This is a genomic window from Dellaglioa sp. CoH-57-MRSF-17 (genome assembly GCF_056782015.1).
Window position 1 is genome coordinate 60,678 of sequence record NZ_JBXAXY010000001.1, and the last position, 19,102, is coordinate 79,779.

The 19,102-nt window shown below is 34.7% G+C and carries 18 protein-coding genes; 4 read left to right on the forward strand and 14 right to left on the reverse strand.

Annotated elements, in window-relative coordinates; all coding sequences use genetic code 11:
* Positions 1-146: 146 nt before the first annotated feature.
* The 13 genes from AC1RPJ_RS00300 to dnaA form a co-directional block, all read right to left on the reverse strand.
* Positions 147-1,433, reverse strand: coding sequence for an adenylosuccinate synthase (locus AC1RPJ_RS00300; RefSeq protein WP_481761090.1), 1,287 nt, complete (start codon positions 1,431-1,433; stop codon positions 147-149).
* A 182-nt stretch (positions 1,434-1,615) separates the two neighbouring features.
* Positions 1,616-3,007 (reverse strand): replicative DNA helicase, encoded by a 1,392-nt coding sequence (gene dnaB / locus AC1RPJ_RS00305; protein ID WP_481761089.1) that lies wholly within the window; start codon positions 3,005-3,007, stop codon positions 1,616-1,618.
* An 83-nt stretch (positions 3,008-3,090) separates the two neighbouring features.
* A complete protein-coding gene (rplI, locus tag AC1RPJ_RS00310) occupies positions 3,091-3,546 on the reverse strand; it encodes a 50S ribosomal protein L9 (protein ID WP_481761088.1) in 456 nt (151 codons plus the stop codon).
* A 6-nt stretch (positions 3,547-3,552) separates the two neighbouring features.
* Entirely contained in the window at positions 3,553-5,565 is a 2,013-nt protein-coding gene (locus AC1RPJ_RS00315) for a DHH family phosphoesterase (RefSeq protein ID WP_481761087.1), read from the reverse strand.
* Positions 5,566-5,689: 124 nt separating this feature from the next.
* Positions 5,690-5,944, reverse strand: coding sequence for a 30S ribosomal protein S18 (gene rpsR, locus AC1RPJ_RS00320; RefSeq protein WP_057974148.1), 255 nt, complete (start codon positions 5,942-5,944; stop codon positions 5,690-5,692).
* A gap of 18 nt (positions 5,945-5,962) precedes the next feature.
* Positions 5,963-6,490, reverse strand: a complete 528-nt coding sequence (gene ssb / locus AC1RPJ_RS00325; protein ID WP_409021851.1) for a single-stranded DNA-binding protein — start codon at positions 6,488-6,490, stop codon at positions 5,963-5,965.
* Positions 6,491-6,527: 37 nt separating this feature from the next.
* Entirely contained in the window at positions 6,528-6,821 is a 294-nt protein-coding gene (gene rpsF, locus AC1RPJ_RS00330) for a 30S ribosomal protein S6 (protein WP_409021850.1), read from the reverse strand.
* 197 nt (positions 6,822-7,018) lie between these two features.
* Entirely contained in the window at positions 7,019-9,469 is a 2,451-nt protein-coding gene (gene gyrA / locus AC1RPJ_RS00335; RefSeq protein WP_481761147.1) for a DNA gyrase subunit A, read from the reverse strand.
* Between the two features lie 86 nt (positions 9,470-9,555).
* Positions 9,556-11,493 carry a DNA topoisomerase (ATP-hydrolyzing) subunit B gene (gene gyrB / locus AC1RPJ_RS00340; protein WP_481761146.1) on the reverse strand — a complete coding sequence of 646 codons (1,938 nt, stop codon included), beginning with the start codon at positions 11,491-11,493 and terminating at the stop codon, positions 9,556-9,558.
* 19 nt (positions 11,494-11,512) lie between these two features.
* Positions 11,513-12,646 (reverse strand): DNA replication/repair protein RecF, encoded by a 1,134-nt coding sequence (gene recF, locus AC1RPJ_RS00345; RefSeq protein ID WP_409021849.1) that lies wholly within the window; start codon positions 12,644-12,646, stop codon positions 11,513-11,515.
* A gap of 8 nt (positions 12,647-12,654) precedes the next feature.
* Positions 12,655-12,882, reverse strand: coding sequence for a S4 domain-containing protein YaaA (yaaA, locus tag AC1RPJ_RS00350; RefSeq protein WP_057974154.1), 228 nt, complete (start codon positions 12,880-12,882; stop codon positions 12,655-12,657).
* Between the two features lie 311 nt (positions 12,883-13,193).
* Complete coding sequence (dnaN, locus tag AC1RPJ_RS00355; RefSeq protein ID WP_481761086.1) at positions 13,194-14,333, reverse strand: DNA polymerase III subunit beta; 1,140 nt, start codon at positions 14,331-14,333, stop codon at positions 13,194-13,196.
* Between the two features lie 170 nt (positions 14,334-14,503).
* Positions 14,504-15,856: a chromosomal replication initiator protein DnaA gene (dnaA, locus tag AC1RPJ_RS00360; protein ID WP_481761085.1), complete on the reverse strand. Its 1,353-nt coding sequence runs from the start codon at positions 15,854-15,856 to the stop codon at positions 14,504-14,506.
* Between the two features lie 510 nt (positions 15,857-16,366).
* On the opposite strand from dnaA, the gene rpmH reads away from it, so the two are divergent.
* The 4 genes from rpmH (at position 16,367) to AC1RPJ_RS00380 (ending at position 18,050) form a co-directional block, all read left to right on the forward strand.
* Positions 16,367-16,501 carry a 50S ribosomal protein L34 gene (gene rpmH / locus AC1RPJ_RS00365; RefSeq protein ID WP_057974157.1) on the forward strand — a complete coding sequence of 45 codons (135 nt, stop codon included), beginning with the start codon at positions 16,367-16,369 and terminating at the stop codon, positions 16,499-16,501.
* Between the two features lie 64 nt (positions 16,502-16,565).
* Complete coding sequence (rnpA, locus tag AC1RPJ_RS00370; protein WP_409021846.1) at positions 16,566-16,904, forward strand: ribonuclease P protein component; 339 nt, start codon at positions 16,566-16,568, stop codon at positions 16,902-16,904.
* A 22-nt stretch (positions 16,905-16,926) separates the two neighbouring features.
* A complete protein-coding gene (gene yidC, locus AC1RPJ_RS00375; RefSeq protein ID WP_481761084.1) occupies positions 16,927-17,766 on the forward strand; it encodes a membrane protein insertase YidC in 840 nt (279 codons plus the stop codon).
* An 86-nt stretch (positions 17,767-17,852) separates the two neighbouring features.
* Positions 17,853-18,050, forward strand: coding sequence for a PspC domain-containing protein (locus AC1RPJ_RS00380; protein WP_409021843.1), 198 nt, complete (start codon positions 17,853-17,855; stop codon positions 18,048-18,050).
* A 58-nt stretch (positions 18,051-18,108) separates the two neighbouring features.
* Here AC1RPJ_RS00380 and AC1RPJ_RS00385 read toward each other — a convergent pair whose 3' ends face one another.
* Entirely contained in the window at positions 18,109-18,963 is an 855-nt protein-coding gene (locus AC1RPJ_RS00385; protein ID WP_481761083.1) for an aldo/keto reductase, read from the reverse strand.
* Between the last annotated feature and the right edge of the window lie 139 nt (positions 18,964-19,102).

Sequence of the window (19,102 nt, forward strand, 5' to 3'; positions counted from 1 at the left end):
TATTCGACTTATCAAATATATAAGTTATATAAATTTTTAAGCTCTAATTAATTAAGGTTATTTATCTACTTAGTTATTGATTAAATAAAAAAAAATCAAAGTATTAACTTTGACTTTTCTCACATTACTATCAACCTATTACTTATTTATGCCCAAACATCATCTAAAACATTTGTTTGATCACGATCGGGTCCAACTGAGAATGTTGAAATTTTAACATCAACGATTTCTTCAATACGTCTAATATAATTTCTAGCATTTTCAGGTAATTCTGCAAGAGTTTTCATTTGAGTAATATCTTCAGTCCAACCAGGTAATGTTTCATATACTGGTTTACATTGAGATAATTCTTTAAAACTAGCTGGATAACGATGAATAATTTCACCATTTAATTCGTATGCTGTACAAATTTTAACTTCTTTTAATCCAGTTAAAACATCAATACTGTTTAAACATAAGTTAGTCAATCCTGAAACACGTTTGGAATGATTCATAACAACACTATCAAACCAGCCAATACGACGTGGACGTTTTGTTGTTACACCATATTCATGTCCAACTTCACGGATAGTATCACCGATTTCATCTAATAGTTCAGTTGGAAAAGGACCATCCCCTACACGTGATGTATAGGCTTTGCAGACACCAACAACTGTATTTATTTGAGCAGGTCCAACACCAACACCGACTGTTGCGCCACCTGCAATTGGATTTGAAGAAGTTACAAATGGGTACGTTCCATGATCAATATCTAACATAACACCTTGTGCACCTTCAAATAAGACTTTCTTACCAGAATCTAGTGCATCATTAATAATAACTGACGTGTCCATTACGTATCGTTTCAAACGTTGGCCATAGGCAAAATATTCTTCAAAAATATCATCAAATTCAAGTGGTTCATGATCATATAATTTTGTAAATTCACGATTTTTTTGTTCTAAATTATTTTTTAATTTTGCTGAGAAAGTTTCTTTTTCCATTAAATCAGCAATTCTAATACCAATTCTAGCAGCTTTATCCATATAAGCTGGTCCAATACCTTTATTAGTCGTCCCAATCTTATCTTCTTTTTTAGCAGCTTCTTGTAAGCCATCAAGTAGAATATGGTATGGCAAAATAACATGAGCGCGGTCAGAAATACGTAAATTATCTCCTTTAACGCCGAGTTTTTGTAGATAATCAAGTTCTTCACATAAAGCTTTAGGATTCACAACAACCCCATTACCAATGATACTTAATTTATCTTGAAAGAAAATACCTGATGGAATCAAATGTAATTTGTAAGTGTTGCCTTCAAATACAATTGTGTGTCCGGCGTTATCGCCACCTTGATACCGTGCAATAACATCGGCATTTTGACTTAAGAAATCTGTAATTTTACCTTTTCCTTCATCGCCCCATTGGCTACCTACTACAACTACTGATGACATATTTTCATCCACCTCATAATTTATATTTTAAATTCATAAATACAATCCTAGAATATTATAGCAATAAAGCAGTTCAAATACAACTAAAATACGAACGTTTGTATTTTATATAAACATTTATCAACTATATAACGAACGTTTCTCTTTTTATTCAAAAAAAATATCCCACTAAGGAATATTTTCTAGCCTTCTGGTCTATAGGCAAGTGACGAGAATTTATTATATGATTTAACAAATAATAATTTAACTGTACCTCGTTCGCCACCACGGTTTTTTTCAATAATAACTTCAACTTCACCAACATTTTGGTCATCTTCATCCCTTGGATCAGGTAGATTCCCGTCTTCATCTTCATCAGTATCGCGTTCATAATAATCATCTCGATACAAAAATGCAACAATATCTGCATCTTGTTCAATAGAACCAGATTCACGAATATCTGATAACACTGGTCGTTTATCTTGGCGTTGTTCAACACCACGGGATAATTGAGACAATGCAATAACTGGAACACTTAATTCTTTCGCTAATTTCTTCATTTGACGAGAAATTTCTGAGACTTCTTGTTGTCGACTTTCGCGTCCTGAACCTTCAATCAACTGTAAATAATCAACAACGATTAACCCTAGTCCACCTTTTTCCTTCGCTAATCGACGGCATTTTGCCCGAATTTCAGCCATCTTTGACCCAGCAGTGTCATCAATAAAGATATTAGCCTTTGATAATGAATTCATTGCCACAATCAAATTTGACCATTCTGATTCGTCTAATTGTCCCGTTCGTAAGTGATTCGCATTAATACTACCTTCAGCACATAACATACGACTAACTAATGATTCTGCTGACATTTCTAAACTAAAAATAGCGACAGTTTCATCAGTTTTAGTTGCTACGTTTTGAGCAATATTCAACGCAAAAGCTGTTTTACCAACAGCCGGACGAGCAGCTAAAATGATTAACTCATCTGGATGTAACCCGGCAGTCATTTTATCCAACTCTGGATAACCTGTCGACAATCCAGTAATTGTATCGCCTTCTTTAGCTAACTTTTCAATATTTGTAAATGTACTTTTTAATACATCAGCGATAGCTTGAAAACCACTACTATTTCTTTTTTCAGATACGCTCATAATTTCACGTTCAGCATTATCTAAAAGCGTTGCAACATCATCATCTTGTGATAAACCCTTAGTTGCAATAGATGTCGCTGTCGCAATTAAGCGTCGAATCATTGATTTTTCTTCAACAATTTTAGCATAATACTGAACGTTCGCAGCCGTTGGTACAGAGCCAGCTAATTCAACAATATAGCTAACACCGCCAATATCATCCATTTGATTTTTAGAAGTTAAATTATCTTGAATCGTAACAATATCAATAGCTTCATCTTTATCATTCAGATCCACCATAGCCGCAAATATCAATTGATGGCGACGTTGATAGAAGTCTTCGGGCTCCAAGTATTCCATTGCCTCAACAAGAGCATCACTCTTTAAAAAGACAGCGCCCAAAACGGCTTGTTCCGCTTCAATATTCTGTGGTGGCGTTTGGTCTGTTAATAGTTCATTATTCATTTTATCGTGTTCTCCTTACTTCTAAAATCAAGAAAAAAGCTGGACAAAATCAAATTTTGCCAGCTTTTCAAATAAATACTACTTTAGTTATTAGCCGAAACATGAACACGAATCATTGCTGTTACATCAACATGTAACTTAACAGGTACATTCGTGAATCCTAAGGCACGAATTGGTTCTGGTAGTTCAACTTTACGTTTGTCGATTTTAATTCCGTATTGTTTTTCCATAGCTTGTACAATTTGCTTGCTAGGAATTGAGCCAAATAAACGGCCATCTTCGCCCGCTTTAGCTGTTAATTCAACAACTGTCTTATCATCTTCTAAAACGATTTTTTCATCTTTAGCTTCTTTTAAAATTTCTTCAGCTTTTTTTTCTTCAGCTTTTTGTTGTCCCTTTAAAGAACTCATTGCTGAATTTGTAGCTAATTTTGCTTTACCATTTTTAATTAAAAAATTTTGAGCATAGCCGCTTGGTACTTCTTTAATTTCTCCACGTTTACCTTTTCCGCGAACATCTTCTAAAAATATAACTTTCATAATCAACTACTCCTTAATTTCATCTTTTTTTGTCGTTAAAATATTAACTAATTGTTCTGCAGCTTCACTTACACTCACACCAGTTAACTGAGTCGCAGCATTTGATAAGTGACCGCCGCCGCCCATTTGTTCCATAACAACTTGAACATTAGTCGTCCCTGTACTTCTAGCAGAGATACTAACACGATTTTCTGATCGTTTTGTGACAACAAATGACGCTGATACACTTGAAATAGATAATAATGAATCTGCTGCCTGTGCTGCTGTAACTGGGTCATAAATCGTATCATCTTCACCCACACATAATGCTAAATCAGTATTAATGAACTCTACTTTATCAATTAAATGATTACGCTTCAAGTAACTATCAACATTTTCTTTCATAAAGTTTTGAACCATTGTTGAATCAGCCCCAACGGACCTTAAATAACTGGCTGCATCAAATGTTCGTGTACCCGTCCTTAATGAAAACGACTTCGTATCAATAATAATTCCCGTTAACATCGCAGTTGCTTCAATTTTATTAATTGGTTCACTATCTTTTGATTGATATTCAAACATTTCAGTAATCAGTTCACAGGTTGATGATGCATAAGGTTCAATATAAACTAACATTGGATTTTCAGGGAATTCTTCTCCACGACGATGATGATCAATAACCATCAGACGATTTTTAAGTTTTTCATACAATTCAGGACTACCAGAAATAGAGGGTTTAGAATGATCAACCATCACCAGTAAACTCTGTTCTGTTGCTTTTTCTACTGCTTCTTCAGGTGTAATAATATTATATTTGATATCAGGATATTGATCTAACTCTTCCATCAATCGTTGTACATCTGAATGAATAGCGGTTTGATCTAAAACAATCCAACATTTCATATTATTCATCAAAGCGATTCGTCTAATGCCCAAACAAGCTCCTACAGAGTCCATATCTGGGCTCTGATGTCCCATAACGAAGACTTGGTCCATTGGTTTCATTATTTCTTGTAACGCTTGAGAAATCATTCTAGCACGAACCCGAGTCCGTTTTTCCATCGGATTAGTTTTACCACCATAAAATCTTGCTTGCTCTTCAGGTGATTTAACGACAACTTGATCCCCACCTCGACCTAAAGCAAGATCTAAATTGCTTTGAGCTAATTTTGCAAGTGAATTCAAATCGCCATCGCCATAGGCAATTCCCATGCTCAATGTGAGCGGAAAGTTTTGTTTGGATGTCCGATCGCGAATTCGATCTAAAATTTTAAATTTTTCTTCTTCAATTTGTTGTAAAGAATGGGCATGAACTAAAATAAAAAATCGATCTGAATCCGTTCTTTTTAAATACATCCCATAACGACGCGCCCAATTAGATAACTCATTTGTGACAAAGTTACTTAAATTAGAAACATTCTTATCTGACATAGATTGCGTTACTTCATCATAATTATCTAAGAACACTTGACCGATAACAACGCGCTCTGCTTCAAATTCTTTTTCAATTGATGAATAACGCGTAATATCCATCAGGTAAGCAACATGAATATCATTTTGTATGATCATTTCAAAATCTTTTTCATGCCATGTTACTTTCACCAAGCCTTTAGTCTCAGCGTTATCTGTAATAATCGTCGATAACGATTCATCGACGCTCTCTATTTTCTTACCTAAAATATCATTTTTTTCAAAATAAGGTTGTAAGTATGGATTAACCCACTCAATCTCATTTTGTTCGTTAAAAATCAAAATACCAATTGGCATTTTGATAAGCGCTTCTTGTTCACTACGTTTAATACGATATGATAATTCCGATATATATTCATTAGTATTTGCCGTAATTTGGGACATAATATACATACTTGCGCTGGTAGCACCCAACGCAATAATTAACAATATAAGTCCTAAAAATAAATTAACTGTAAAAGACAGAACAACACTAAATAAAGACATAATTACGATAAAAATCGCAATCCATCTTAAGCGTTCATTCTTCAAAAAACTGGGAAGTTTCTCGTTTGAAAGGAACTTTTTCATAGTATCTCCTCATCTGTAAATCCTAGATGTTATCTATTTTATCACATTCCCCATTTACCTGCACAAATCTTGCTGATAGTACAAAAAAAGGGAAGACTATTTGCATAGTCTTCCCTAGATATTACTATTCTTCTGAAACGAATGGTAATAAGCCCATAATACGTGAGCGTTTAATTGCAATTGTTAAACTGCGTTGGTTTTTAGCGCTTGTTCCCGTAACACGACGAGGTAAAATCTTACCACGTTCTGAAATGAAACGTTTTAACAAGTCTGTATCTTTATAATCGATATAATCGATGTGGTTAGCTGCGATGAAGTCAACTTTACGTCGACGACGTGCGCCACCGCCACCACCTCTACGTTGTTGTTGTTGTGCCATGTGAGTTTCCTCCTCTAATTAGAATGGTAGGTCGTCATCAGAAATATCAATTTGTTGGCCATTATTTGCAAATGGATCAACTGTTGCTGAATCATTAGATTGCGTTGTGTTTGAATTATTATTCGAACTTGCGCCACCAAATGGGTTAGCATTGTTATTTGATGATGAACTTGATTGAGGAGCGCTGCTTTGATTATTAGCGTTACCTTGTTGTTGGCTTGATTGAGATTTTGATTCAAGCAACGAAAAGTTTTCTACGACAACTTCAGTAACATACACGCGAGTTCCTTGTTGATTATCATATGAACGCGTTTGAATTCGTCCATCGACACCAATTAAAGAACCTTTATGCGTAAAGTTAGCGAAGTTCTCGGCTGCTTTTCGCCAGATAACACAGTTAATAAAATCGGCTTCACGTTCGCCAGAAGCGTTCGTGAATTGTCGATTAACTGCAACTGTAAAAGTTGCAACTGCAGCACCACTAGCTGTGTAGCGTAAATCAGGGTCTCTTGTTAAACGTCCGACAAGTACTGTTCTATTAATCATAATGTATTGCTCCTCTCCGTTATTTTATTAAAATGAATTATTTTTCATCTCTGTTAATGATCATATGACGCAAGATTCCTTCATTAATCTTTGAAAGACGATCAAATTCGTTAATTGCGATATCGTCATCGGCTGTAGCATTAATGATATGGTAGATACCTTCATTATAACCGCTGATTTCGTATGCAAGACGACGTTTTGACCAGTCTTTTGAAGTAACGATTTCTGCACCATTACTTGTTAAAATACCATCGAAACGTTCGATCAAAGCTGCTTTAGCTGCTTCATCAAGATCGGTACGGATGATATAAGTAATTTCATATTTACTCATGACTGTTTACACCTCCTTATGGACTTTAGGTCCTTACCTCGTGGCAAGAACAAGGAAAGTTATCTATTTAATGCCATAGACACTTACGAACTAAAATTATATCACTGCCATTCACTTAAAGCAAGAAAATCCTAATTAACTACACACTTATTAAGTACGCCGTTAATTAGGATTTTATTTTATTTTTTTAATTTAGTTTATTCTAAGTCATTTGTTTCACTTTCAACGTCTGATACAACTGCATCTAAAATAGTAGTTGTTTCTTCAGGAGTAGCTTCAACTTTTGCCATTGTTGCAACTTTAGCATTCTCATCAATTCGAATTAAATGAACTCCTAAAGTAGCACGGCCCGTTTTTGACACGTTCTTCACATTAAAGCGAATCATAACACCTTGATCCGTAATTAACATGATATCTTCATCACCTTGAACGGTTGCTAACCCAGCAATTGGTCCATTCTTTTCAGAAATGTTAGCTGTCTTAATTCCTTTTCCACCACGGCCTTTAATTGCATAAGCCGAAGCGGGTGTTTGCTTACCGTATCCTTTTTCAGAAATGATAAATACGTGACTATCAGCAGCTAATAAATCAGCTCCTACAACGTAATCATCTTCTCTTAACCGAATACCACGAACACCAGAAGCAGAACGACCCATTGAACGAACATCATTTTCAGCAAATGATACTGCGTAACCTCGATGCGTTCCAATAATCATATTCTGCGTGCCATCTGTGATAGCAACGTTAATTAATTCATCTTCATCATGCAATTTAATCGCTTTTAAACCATTATTTCGTATGTTAGAAAATTCTGACACCGGTGTTCTCTTAACTGTTCCGTTAAGCGTCGTAAAGAAAAGATAACGTTCATCATTTTCTTGCTTGCTTACGTTGATAACAGCTTGGATTTTCTCACCAGAATTAACCCCTAAAAGATTAATGACAGGAATTCCTTTAGCTGTGCGTCCATATTCAGGAATTTCATACCCCTTCATACGGTACACTTTACCAGCATTCGTGAAGAATAGTAGGGTATCATGCGTTGATGTCGACACAAGATGTTCAATAAAGTCATCATCATGAACACCCATACCTTGAACGCCACGGCCACCACGGTTTTGTGCTTTGAATTCATCAGTTGCAAGACGTTTTACATAACCGTTATGCGTTAATGTAATCATAACTTCTTCTTCTTCAATCAAATCTTCATCTTCAAGATTCAATACTTCGCCAATTAATAATTCAGTACGACGTTCATCACCAAATTTAGCTTGTAAATCTAACAATTCTTGATAAATAATATCATGAATACGTGAGTCATGAGCCAAAATATCTTCAAAATCAGCGATTGATGCCATTAAATTTTGATATTCTTCTTCAATTTTTTCACGTTCTAAACCAGTTAAACGAACTAATCGCATATCTAAAATAGCTTGAGCTTGTTTATCTGATAAACCATAATTACCCATCAATTGATTTTTAGCAAGTTCACCCGTATTTGAGCTACGGATAATTCTAATAATTTCATCAATATGATCGAGTGCAATTCTTAAACCTTCAAGGATATGTGCGCGAGCACGTGCCTTTTTCAATTCAAATTGCGTACGACGACGGATAACTTTTTCTTGATGTTCAAGGTAATAAACAAGCATTTCCTTTAAACTTAGAACTTTTGGAATACCATTAACGATTGCTAGCATATTAAAACTGAAAGATGTTTGTAATAACGTTAATTTATAAAGGTTATTCAACACAACTGAAGCACTCATATCACGACGAATATCGATCACAATTCGTAATCCTTCACGATCAGACTCATCATTAATATCAGTGATACCTTCAATTTTTTTATCACGAGCTAAATCAGCAATACGTTCAATTAAACGTGCTTTATTAACCATGTAAGGAAGTTCATCAACGATAATACGTTCTTTACCATTCTTTTGTTCTTCAATTTCAACTTTTGAACGAATTGTTATTGTTCCCTTACCTGTTTCGTAAGCTTTACGAATACCAGATTTACCTAGAACAGTAGCCCCAGTTGGAAAATCAGGACCAGGGATAGCCTCCATCAAATCAGCCACAGTTGCATCAGGATTATCCATCAAAATATGTAATCCAGAAATAACTTCTGACAAATTATGTGGCGGAATATTCGTTGTCATACCAACGGCAATACCTGTTGCACCATTAACTAATAAGTTAGGAAAACGCGCAGGTAAAACAACTGGTTCATGTTCACTGCCATCGTAATTATCCATGAAATCAATGGTATCTTTATTGATATCACGCATCATTTCAACAGCTATTTTACTCATTCTAGCTTCAGTATAACGCATAGCAGCAGCGCCATCACCATCGACAGAACCAAAGTTACCATGCCCATCAACTAACATGTAACGGTAACTAAAGTCTTGGGCCATACGAACCATCGCTTCATAAATCGATGAATCACCATGAGGATGGTACTTACCCATAACATCCCCAACAATTCTAGCTGATTTTTTGTATGGTTTATCAGGCGTAATCCCTAATTCACTCATCCCGTATAAAATACGACGATGGACAGGTTTCAACCCATCTCGAACATCAGGAAGTGCACGAGCAACAATAACGCTCATAGCATAATCCAAGAATGATTTTTTCATTTCTCCGGAAAGATTAACATCTTTTATCCGGCTTGTAGCTGGTAATTCTTCTGCCAAAATTTTCAACCTCCTTTACGACTAAGTTTTTAAATATCTAAGTTTTCTACGTAAGTGGCATTTTTTTCAATAAATTCACGTCTAGGTTCTACACGATCACCCATTAACATATTAAAGACATCATTAGCTTCAATGGCATCGTCGACGTTAACACGTAATAAACGACGAGCATCTGGATCCATAGTTGTTTCCCACAATTGAGAAGCATCCATTTCTCCAAGACCTTTATATCGTTGAATAACGGGTTTTGGTGTTGGTGCCAATTGCCCTTGAATTTCTTCTAATTCTTCTTCAGTATCGACATAACGAATCATCTTACCTTGTCTAATTTGATATAAAGGTGGTTGCGCAATATACACGAATCCTGCTTCAACAAGTGGACGCATGTAACGATAGAACAGTGTTAATAATAACGTTCTAATATGGGCACCATCGACATCAGCATCAGTCATAATAATTAATTTATGATAATTAGCTTTTTCAACATTAAATTCGCCACCAAAACCTGTTCCCATAGCTGTAAATAATGAACGAATTTCTTCATTGGCTAAAATTTTATCTAAACTTGCTTTTTCAACATTCAAAATCTTACCACGAATCGGTAAGATAGCTTGTGTTAACCGTGAACGACCCTGTTTAGCTGAACCGCCGGCTGAATCACCTTCGACGATAAATAATTCACTAATTGCAGGATCTTTACTTGTATTATCAGCTAACTTACCGGGTAAGTTACTGATTTCAAGCCCACTTTTTTTACGTGTTACTTCACGAGCATGTTTAGCAGCTACTCGAGCTCTAGCAGCTAATAAGCCTTTTTCTACAATAATTTTAGCTTCTTTAGGATTTTCCATTAAAAACTTAGTAAAATGTTCAGAGAAAGTACGATCAGTAACCGTACGCGCATCTGAATTACCTAATTTTGTTTTTGTTTGACCTTCAAATTGAGGATCTGGATGTTTAATACTGACAACAGCCGTCAATCCTTCACGAACATCTTCACCAGAAAGATTAGCATCATTTTCTTTCATAAGATTATTTTTACGAGCGTAATCATTTATAACCCGGGTTAAGGCTGTCTTAAAACCAGATTCATGAGTACCACCCTCATAAGTATGAATATTATTTGTGAAAGTTAATAAATTACTATGATAATCATCTGTATATTGGAGGGCAACTTCAACAATAATCCCTTTTTGTTCACCTTCAACATAGATAGGTTCTGGGAAAATAACATCTTTATTTTTATTTAAGTATTCAACATAATGCTTAATACCACCGGCATAATGGAATTCTTGTAATCCGGGTCCACCATCACGTTTATCATCAATCGTAATTTTAAGGCCTTTATTCAAGAATGCTAATTCACGAATTCGCGTTGTTAATACTTTAATATCATAGACAGTTGTTTCCGTAAAAATATCAGAATCCGGTACAAAATGAACAATCGTTGCATGTTCATTTTCAGGTGCTTCACCTACAACTGACATCTCTGTTTTAACTTTACCGCGAGCAAAGTCCATACCGTAGACTTTACCTTCACGAATAACCTGAACATCTAGCTCAGTTGATAATGCATTAACAACTGAAGCACCAACTCCATGAAGTCCACCAGAAACTTTATAACCACCACCGCCAAATTTACCCCCAGCATGTAAAATTGTAAAAACGGTTTCAAGCGCTGGACGGCCTGTTTTTGCTTGGATATCAACAGGGATACCACGTCCATTATCACGAACTGTTATACTGTTGTCTTTTTCGACAACAACATTAATTTCATCGGCAAAACCAGCCAATGCTTCATCGATACCATTATCAATAATTTCCCAAACTAAGTGATGAAGACCTTGTGAAGCCGTTGTTCCAATATACATACCGGGACGTTTTCTAACAGCTTCAAGTCCTTCTAAAACTTGAATTTGGCTCGCATCATATTCTTTTGCTTTTTCTTCATGTAATTCTTCTGCTATTTCAGCTTGTTTCTCTTGATCAGTCAACTATATGTTCCTCCTCTTCGAGTAAGTTACCTTGATTAATATGAAAAATCTTAGGTTCATTAATTAACGATCTAGCAATACCACTTAAGTTTGGTGTTGTTAAAAATGTTTGAACCTTATTTTGAATCGTCTTCAAAAGATGTGTTTGACGCATATCATCCAATTCAGAAAGAACATCATCCAAAAGAAGGACTGGATATTCCCCAGTTTCCTCTTTCATTAACTCAATTTCGGCTAATTTGACTGATAATGCTGTTGTTCTTTGTTGTCCTTGAGATCCATATGTTTGAACGTTTTTGCCGTTAATTAAAAAACGCACATCATCACGATGTGGCCCAGCTAAGGTTGTCCCTTGAAATATTTCTTTTTTTATTGATTTTTTTAAATCATTTTGTAATTGCGTATACAACTGTTCAATCGTTTTTTCTGACGCGTTTTCCAAATGAGTGGCATACTCAAATGTTAACGTTTCAGCGGACTGTGTAATCTCTTCTTGTAATTGGTTAGCCCAGAATTCAAGTTGTTTAAGAAATATTAAGCGTTGATGTACAATTTCTGCGCCAAAAGCAGCTAATTGATCAGATAATACATCTAAAAAAACTAAATCTTGGTCTTTTTTATGCTGTAACTGTTTTAGATATTGATTACGCTGTTTCAAAATAGTTCGGTATTGACCTAAATTATATAAATAACGTGCATTAATTTGGCCAAATTCCATATCAACAAATCTTCTTCTTACTGATGGGGCACCCTTTACAAGGGCTAAATCCTCTGGTGCAAACAAAATCACATTGAACTGTCCAATGTACTGTGACAATTTGGCCTGTTCAAGATGATTAACTTTAGCTTTTTTACCTTTAGAATTAATTTGAATCTCGAGTGGCAATGACCCTACTTGCTTATTCACCCGACCTTGGATTATCGCAGCTGTCTTATCCCACTTAATCAACTCTTTATCATTATTCGTTCTATGACTTCGAGTCATTGATAACACATAAATTGCTTCCAATAAATTCGTTTTACCCTGAGCATTTTCACCAAGTAATATATTGATTGCTGGTGAAAATGAGATATTTAAATCTTCATAGTTACGATAATCCCTCAAGGTTAAATTTTCTAGATACATTGATAAGCCTACTTTTCGTCCATTGAATGCATCGTAATAATTGCAATACCTGGAACTTCAATAACATCGCCAGGGTATAATTTACGTCCACGTCGGTCTTCTAATTCACCATTTACAAGGACTTCATTTTCACGTAAAAACCATTTTGCTTCGCCACCAGAATTAATAATTGTTTCTGATTTCAAAACTTGTTGTAGCATCATGTAAGGTGTTTCTAAATAAATATCTGATTTCAATTGTCGTCAACCTCCATTTTCTTCCTTTTCTATTATACCTTTTTTTTCGCAAAATTACAATTTCACATCTCATTTTAAGCCGATTTAAGCGATTTAAGTTTTAATTAGTCTTTTTACTCTAAAATTACTTAAAAGGCTATATTTTTAATTAAATGACTACAATTCACTATTGCCTTATTTTTTTAGTCAAAATCAAACCATAAAATTCATTTCTCACTTTTAATATAATTTACCTAAAAAAATAGAGTAAAAACAGTTTTATTGGCTGCTTTTACTCTATTTTTATTAGTTATTCATACACGAACAATTAATTAGAATGTTCGAACTGGTGTAATTAATTGAATAAATTGCGTTGTATCTTCAGTTGGGACTAAGGTAAATGGTCGTAATGGTTGTGTAAACGCAACTTTAATTTCAGTTTGTCCAAATGATCTTAAAGCATCTTTCATATAGTCTGGATTAAATGAAATTTCAAGATCATTTCCTGATAAATTGCTAAATTCTAATGCTTCCTCAACATTACCAACATCAGGCGAGTTACTATAAATGACAACTTTTTGTTCTGCCGTATTAATCGCTAGTTTAACAACGTTATTACGGCTTTCATGTGATAGTAATGACGCACGTTCAATTGCTGATAATAATTTAGGCGCATTAAACTCAATGTCTGTAGCTGATTCTTTAGGAATTAGACGAGTTGTATCAGGATAATTTCCTTCTAATAAACGTGAATAAAATGAGGTATTTCCAAGAATAAAGAGTACTTGGTTTTCTGAAATACGCATTTCAATATCTGGATTAGAATCGTCAATCATTCGTGATAATTCTACTAAAGATTTACCAGGAATAATAACATCATATTTTGCATCGTTTGCGCCTTCCAATGTAATTTTACGTTGGCTCAAACGATGACTATCTGTTGCGACTGCTAAAAACTCACCATTTTCAATGACAAAGTGAACACCAGTTAAAATAGGGCGACTTTCTTGGTTAGAAACGGCAATAACAGTTTGGCTAATAATTTGTTTTAAGATTGATCCCGAAAAAATTAAATTATCATCAGTATCAATTTCTGGTAAGTGAGGATAGTTATTTGCATCTAACCCATTAATATTGAATGAGGCTGATCCAGAAGTAATCTCAGTTTGATAACCATCAGTCACTGTTAATGAAAAAGTATCTTGCGGTAATTTTTTAACAATTTCGCTAAAGAATCGTGCAGGTAGCACAATTTCACCAGTTGATTCAATTGTTAAGTTATTAGATTCATCTTCAACAGATAAAAAAGTTTCAATAGAAACATCTGCATCACTACCTGTTAAAAGTAAACCAGAAGCAGTTAAGACAACTTTGATACCCGTTAATATAGGAATTGTTGTTTTTGAAGAAATAGCTCTTTGAACATCTGTTAATTGTTTAATGAATGCTGATCGATTAATTGTAAATTCCATAGTAAATCCTCCGGTAAGTTTAGTTATTAATTAAGTAATAAAAGAATAGAAGCAGTAGTAGGGCCTGTTAATCATGTTAAGAAATACGTTGGGACCATGTAAATAAAAGAATTCACATGTGGATAACCTGTGAGTAAACAAGCCGCCTTATCCACAATTGCCCACAACTATTATTGGTTAAGTTCACTCTTAAGATCTGAAATTTGACGCTGAAGTTTGTCATCAGTTTCTAACATTACAGCAATTTTTTCGTGAGCATGAATAACCGTTGTATGATCCTTACCACCAAATTCAGATCCAATCTTAGGTAAGGAATTGTCGGTAAGTTCGCGACTTAAGTACATAGCAATTTGACGTGGCATAACAATTGCTTTAACACGTTTTTTTCCTTTTAAATCGCCCACAGTAACGTGGAAATATTTAGCAACCCGATCTTGAACAATAGCAATTGAAATTTCATTTGATTTATCTTTTAAACTTAAGTTTTTTAAGGCATCGGCGGCTAAACTCGTTGTTATTTCTGAGTTTGATAAGGTCGCGTACGCTTGTACTCTAACCAAAGCGCCTTCAAGTTCACGAATATTCGAATCGATTTGGCCAGCAATATAACTTAATGTATCATCTGGTATTTCAAGATTTTCAGCATCAGATTTATTTCTTAAAATAGCAATTCTAGTTTCTAAATCAGGAGGGGTTATATCAACTGAAAGACCCCATTTAAAGCGAGATATAAGACGTTTTTGTAATTTTGGTATTTCGTTTGGTAAACGATCAGATGATAAGACAATTTGTTTTTTATCATCATATAAAGAGTTAAATGTATGGAAAAATTCTTCTTGTGTTGATTCTTTATCGGCAAAAAATTGAATATCATCCACCAGTAAGAGATCAACACTACGATATTCTTTTCGGAAATCTTCGGGCGTATTATTTCGAAGTGAGTTAATGAAGCCGTTAGTAAATGCTTCACTTGTAACGTATTTTACTTTTGCATCAGGATTGTTTAGAAGCATTTGGTGACCAATTGCGTGCATTAAATGGGTTTTACCCAAACCAACACCACCATAGAAAAAGAGCGGGTTGTACAAGCGGCCAGGTTCTTCAGAAACAACCAAAGCAGCAGCGTGGGCCATCTGATTACCTTTTCCAGTAACGAAGGTACTAAAGGTATATCTATCGTTTAATTTGGCATCACGCATAAAGGTAGGGACATTATCGTTATTAGAGTTTGAACTATTTGATACTGCCATATTTGATTGGCCGCCCGCGGTTAATTCACCCTTTATTTTTAAAACGGGATTGATTTCTTCACCAGTTGATTCGTAAAGAAACGCAACAACTTTTGGTGCTAGATGTTGTATCCAGTAAGTTTTATGTAGCTGGGAGGGTAGCTCAATAATAAGGTCGTTATTAATAAATTGTTTTGGTTCAGCTGATGAAATCCAAGTTTCGTAACTAACAGGGTTGAGTTGCGTTTTGAAATAATCAGTCAGTGAGGACCATAAATTTTCGAGAGTAAGCACAAAAAGCCTCCTTGTTTAAATAAATCGTAACTACAGTTTAGCATTTTAAAGAAGGGTTTTCCACAGGTTTAAAAAAATGTGTAAAAAATAATAACAGGGTCATTAATAAGTTTTCCACAGGGGTGGGCATAAAAAGATAAACCAGTTTTGTTTGCCATGTTATCCACAAATGAGTGATTGAAATAAAGTATGTTATTAAAGGATTTTCATTAGTTATTAACAGTTTTTAGTTAAGGGTGTGTATAACTTATTAACAGGCTGTTTATTGTGAAAAAGTGTGTGTTCCGAGTTGTGGACGACAAGATGTGTTTCACAACTCATCCACAACTAAAAAATAAATAGCGAAAAAGTGTGGATAACTAAATTACATTGAATTCTAATAATTTTCTTTCATAGAAGAAAGAAGTATGGTATTATATTCCGGTAAGTGAAATTGACGTCACTGGTATCTTATTTTTATCAAGATACCGATTAGTTGAAACATTAAGTATTTAAGGAGGTGCCTAAATTATGAAAAGAACATACCAACCTAAAAAACGTCACCGTGAACGCGTGCATGGTTTCCGTAAACGCATGAGTACAAAAGGCGGCCGTAACGTCTTAGCACGTAGACGCCGTAAAGGTAGAAAAGTATTGTCTGCATAGACCACTGATTTCAGTGGTTTTTTTTATTACAAAGATACAGTATCTATTTAACTGGAGATATTACATGAGAAAATCATATCGCGTTAAAAAAGAAGCAGAGTTCCAAACAGTTTTTAAAAAAGGTCAATCTTGTGCGAACCGAAAGTATGTTATATATATGATGGAAAAACCAGAACAAGCTCATTTTAGAGTTGGAATTTCAGTTGGAAAACGTATTGGGAATGCTGTTGCTCGTAATTGGGTTAAACGCCGTATTCGTCAATCGTTGTTAGAATTGAAACCAGATCTTAAACAAGATTGCGATTTTTTGGTTATTGCTAGACCATCTGTTGCTTGGTTGTCGCAAGAGGAATCCAAGAAACAATTAACACATGTTTTAAAAATAGCTAAAATTTTAGACTAATAAAGTGAGCGAGGGTATTCTTGTGAAAAAGAAGAGTAAGCGATTTTTAGTCCTATTAAGTATGTTGGGGTTAATGTTAGTCCTAGCGGGATGTAGTACAACACCAATAACGGAAAATAGTACAGGAATTTGGGATGGCGGTATCATCCTCAGTTTCTCTAGGGCTATTATTTTCCTTTCAAAATTATTTGGTGGGAACTATGGTGTTGGTATTATCATCTTTACCATAATCATTAGGGTTATTTTATTACCATTAATGATTTATCAAACAAAAAGTATGCGTAAAACAGCTGAAGTTCAACCTCAATTGAAGGCACTTCAAGCTAAGCATTCTGGTAAAGATGCTGCAACTGTTCAAAAATTACGTGAAGAACAACAGAAATTATATGCAGAAGCAGGCATTAATCCTGTTGCTGGATGTTTACCATTATTAGTACAGATGCCGATTTTATTAGCTCTTTATCAAGCTATTTTGAGAACGAACGTTTTGAAGACGGGTGAATTTTTATGGTTACAGCTTGGTGATAAAGATCCGTACTTCATCTTACCAATTTTTGCTGCAATCTTAACTTACTTTGTTTCTAAGTTGGGTGTTATGTCCCAACCTGAAGCAAACTCAATGTCAACGATGATGGTTTATGGTACACCAATAATGATTCTTGTGACAGCTGTTAACTTACCATCAGCCTTGTCATTATATTGGGTTATTACCAATGCATTCTCAGTTGGACAAACATTGTTAATTAATAATCCATTTAAAATTACACGTGAACGTGAAGAAAAAGTACGTCTTGAAAAAGAAAAAGTACAGGCTATTAAAAAAGCGAAAAAGAAAGCTTATAAGGGCCGTAACAAAAAGTAATTTTTGAAAACCAAAGTCCATTTAGTGGCTTTGGTTTTTTATTTTGGATATAATTACATAAAAGGTTAACAAGAGGAGGATTAAAATTGAGAAAATTAACAAAATCTAATAATAGAATTATTGCTGGTGTTGTCGGTGGTATTGCTGAATTTTTTAACTGGGACCCAACATTAACAAGAATAGGGTACGTTCTTTTAAGTGTCCTGAGTGCAGCATTCCCTGGTATTATTGTTTACATCATATGTGCAATAGTCATGCCAAATGCATCATCAAACTATAGATAACTAAAAATGCGTAACCAGAATATATCTGGTTACGCATTTTTGTTTCACGTGAAACATTTTAGAAAGTTGCTGTATCTGGATCTTGAGCATGACCAACAACACCATCTAGAGAGTTGATTTCTGCCATGTCTTCATCAGATAATTCAAAATCAAATAAATGAGTATTTTCTTCAATTCTGTCAGCATGAACAGATTTGGGAAGTGGTAAGAATCCATTTTGTAATGACCAACGTAAGGTAACTTGTGCAACACTGCGACCAATACGATTAGCAATTTTAACCATTGTTGGTTCCGTAAAGATAGCACCAGTTCCTAATGGGCTATAAGCTTCTAATTGAATATTATGCTTGTGACAATAATCAATTGTCTCTTTGGGAGTATCACCAGGAGCTAATCTAATTTGATTAATCATTGGTGTAATTGTTTGTGTTTCTTCCAAAATTTTAAAATGACGAGGACGGAAGTTAGAAACACCAATGGCTTTAATTTTACCTTCATTATAAAGATCTTCAAATGCACGCCATGTTTCTTGAAGATGACTTTCCCAATTATCTTCACGATAAGCAGCAGGATTTGGCCAGTGAATCAAGAATAAATCAAGGTAATCAACACCTAAATCTTTTAATGTTCGTGCAAATGCTGTTTGTGTTTCATCGTACGTATGAGCTGTATTAGCTAATTTACTTGTTAAAAAGATATCTTCACGAGCAACACCGCTTTCGGCAATACCTTCTCCAACACTACTTTCATTGTGGTACATTTCAGCAGTATCTAAATGTATGTAACCAGAAGCTAATGCTGATTTTACAGATGCTTTAGCAACATCACCACTTGGTGTTTGCCAAGTACCAAAACCAACAACAGGAATTTTGACACCATTTGCTAATTCATATGTGTCTGTTAATTTATTCATAGAATTAATCCTCCGAGTTTTTATATTTAGTATTTTCATTATAGGCTGAGTCCTATAGATTTTGTCAAATGAAAGAACTTTTCAAAAAAATCGTTCTGAAAAAGGGTATAGATAAGGGGTCAATTAGTGCTATAATATA

Bases quoted from the DNA above. Each gene is read 5' to 3' on its own strand.
- AC1RPJ_RS00315 (WP_481761087.1), bottom strand. From the start codon at position 5,565: ATGAAAAAGTTCCTTTCAAACGAGAAACTTCCCAGTTTTTTGAAGAAT.
- rpsF (WP_409021850.1), bottom strand. From the start codon at position 6,821: ATGAGTAAATATGAAATTACTTATATCATCCGTACCGATCTTGATGAA.
- recF (WP_409021849.1), bottom strand. From the start codon at position 12,646: ATGTATCTAGAAAATTTAACCTTGAGGGATTATCGTAACTATGAAGAT.
- dnaN (WP_481761086.1), bottom strand. From the start codon at position 14,333: ATGGAATTTACAATTAATCGATCAGCATTCATTAAACAATTAACAGAT.
- AC1RPJ_RS00300 (WP_481761090.1), bottom strand. From the start codon at position 1,433: ATGTCATCAGTAGTTGTAGTAGGTAGCCAATGGGGCGATGAAGGAAAA.
- gyrA (WP_481761147.1), bottom strand. From the start codon at position 9,469: ATGAAAAAATCATTCTTGGATTATGCTATGAGCGTTATTGTTGCTCGT.
- rplI (WP_481761088.1), bottom strand. From the start codon at position 3,546: ATGAAAGTTATATTTTTAGAAGATGTTCGCGGAAAAGGTAAACGTGGA.
- rnpA (WP_409021846.1), top strand. From the start codon at position 16,566: ATGAGAAAATCATATCGCGTTAAAAAAGAAGCAGAGTTCCAAACAGTT.
- rpmH (WP_057974157.1), top strand. From the start codon at position 16,367: ATGAAAAGAACATACCAACCTAAAAAACGTCACCGTGAACGCGTGCAT.
- AC1RPJ_RS00385 (WP_481761083.1), bottom strand. From the start codon at position 18,963: ATGAATAAATTAACAGACACATATGAATTAGCAAATGGTGTCAAAATT.
- rpsR (WP_057974148.1), bottom strand. From the start codon at position 5,944: ATGGCACAACAACAACAACGTAGAGGTGGTGGCGGTGGCGCACGTCGT.
- ssb (WP_409021851.1), bottom strand. From the start codon at position 6,490: ATGATTAATAGAACAGTACTTGTCGGACGTTTAACAAGAGACCCTGAT.
- dnaB (WP_481761089.1), bottom strand. From the start codon at position 3,007: ATGAATAATGAACTATTAACAGACCAAACGCCACCACAGAATATTGAA.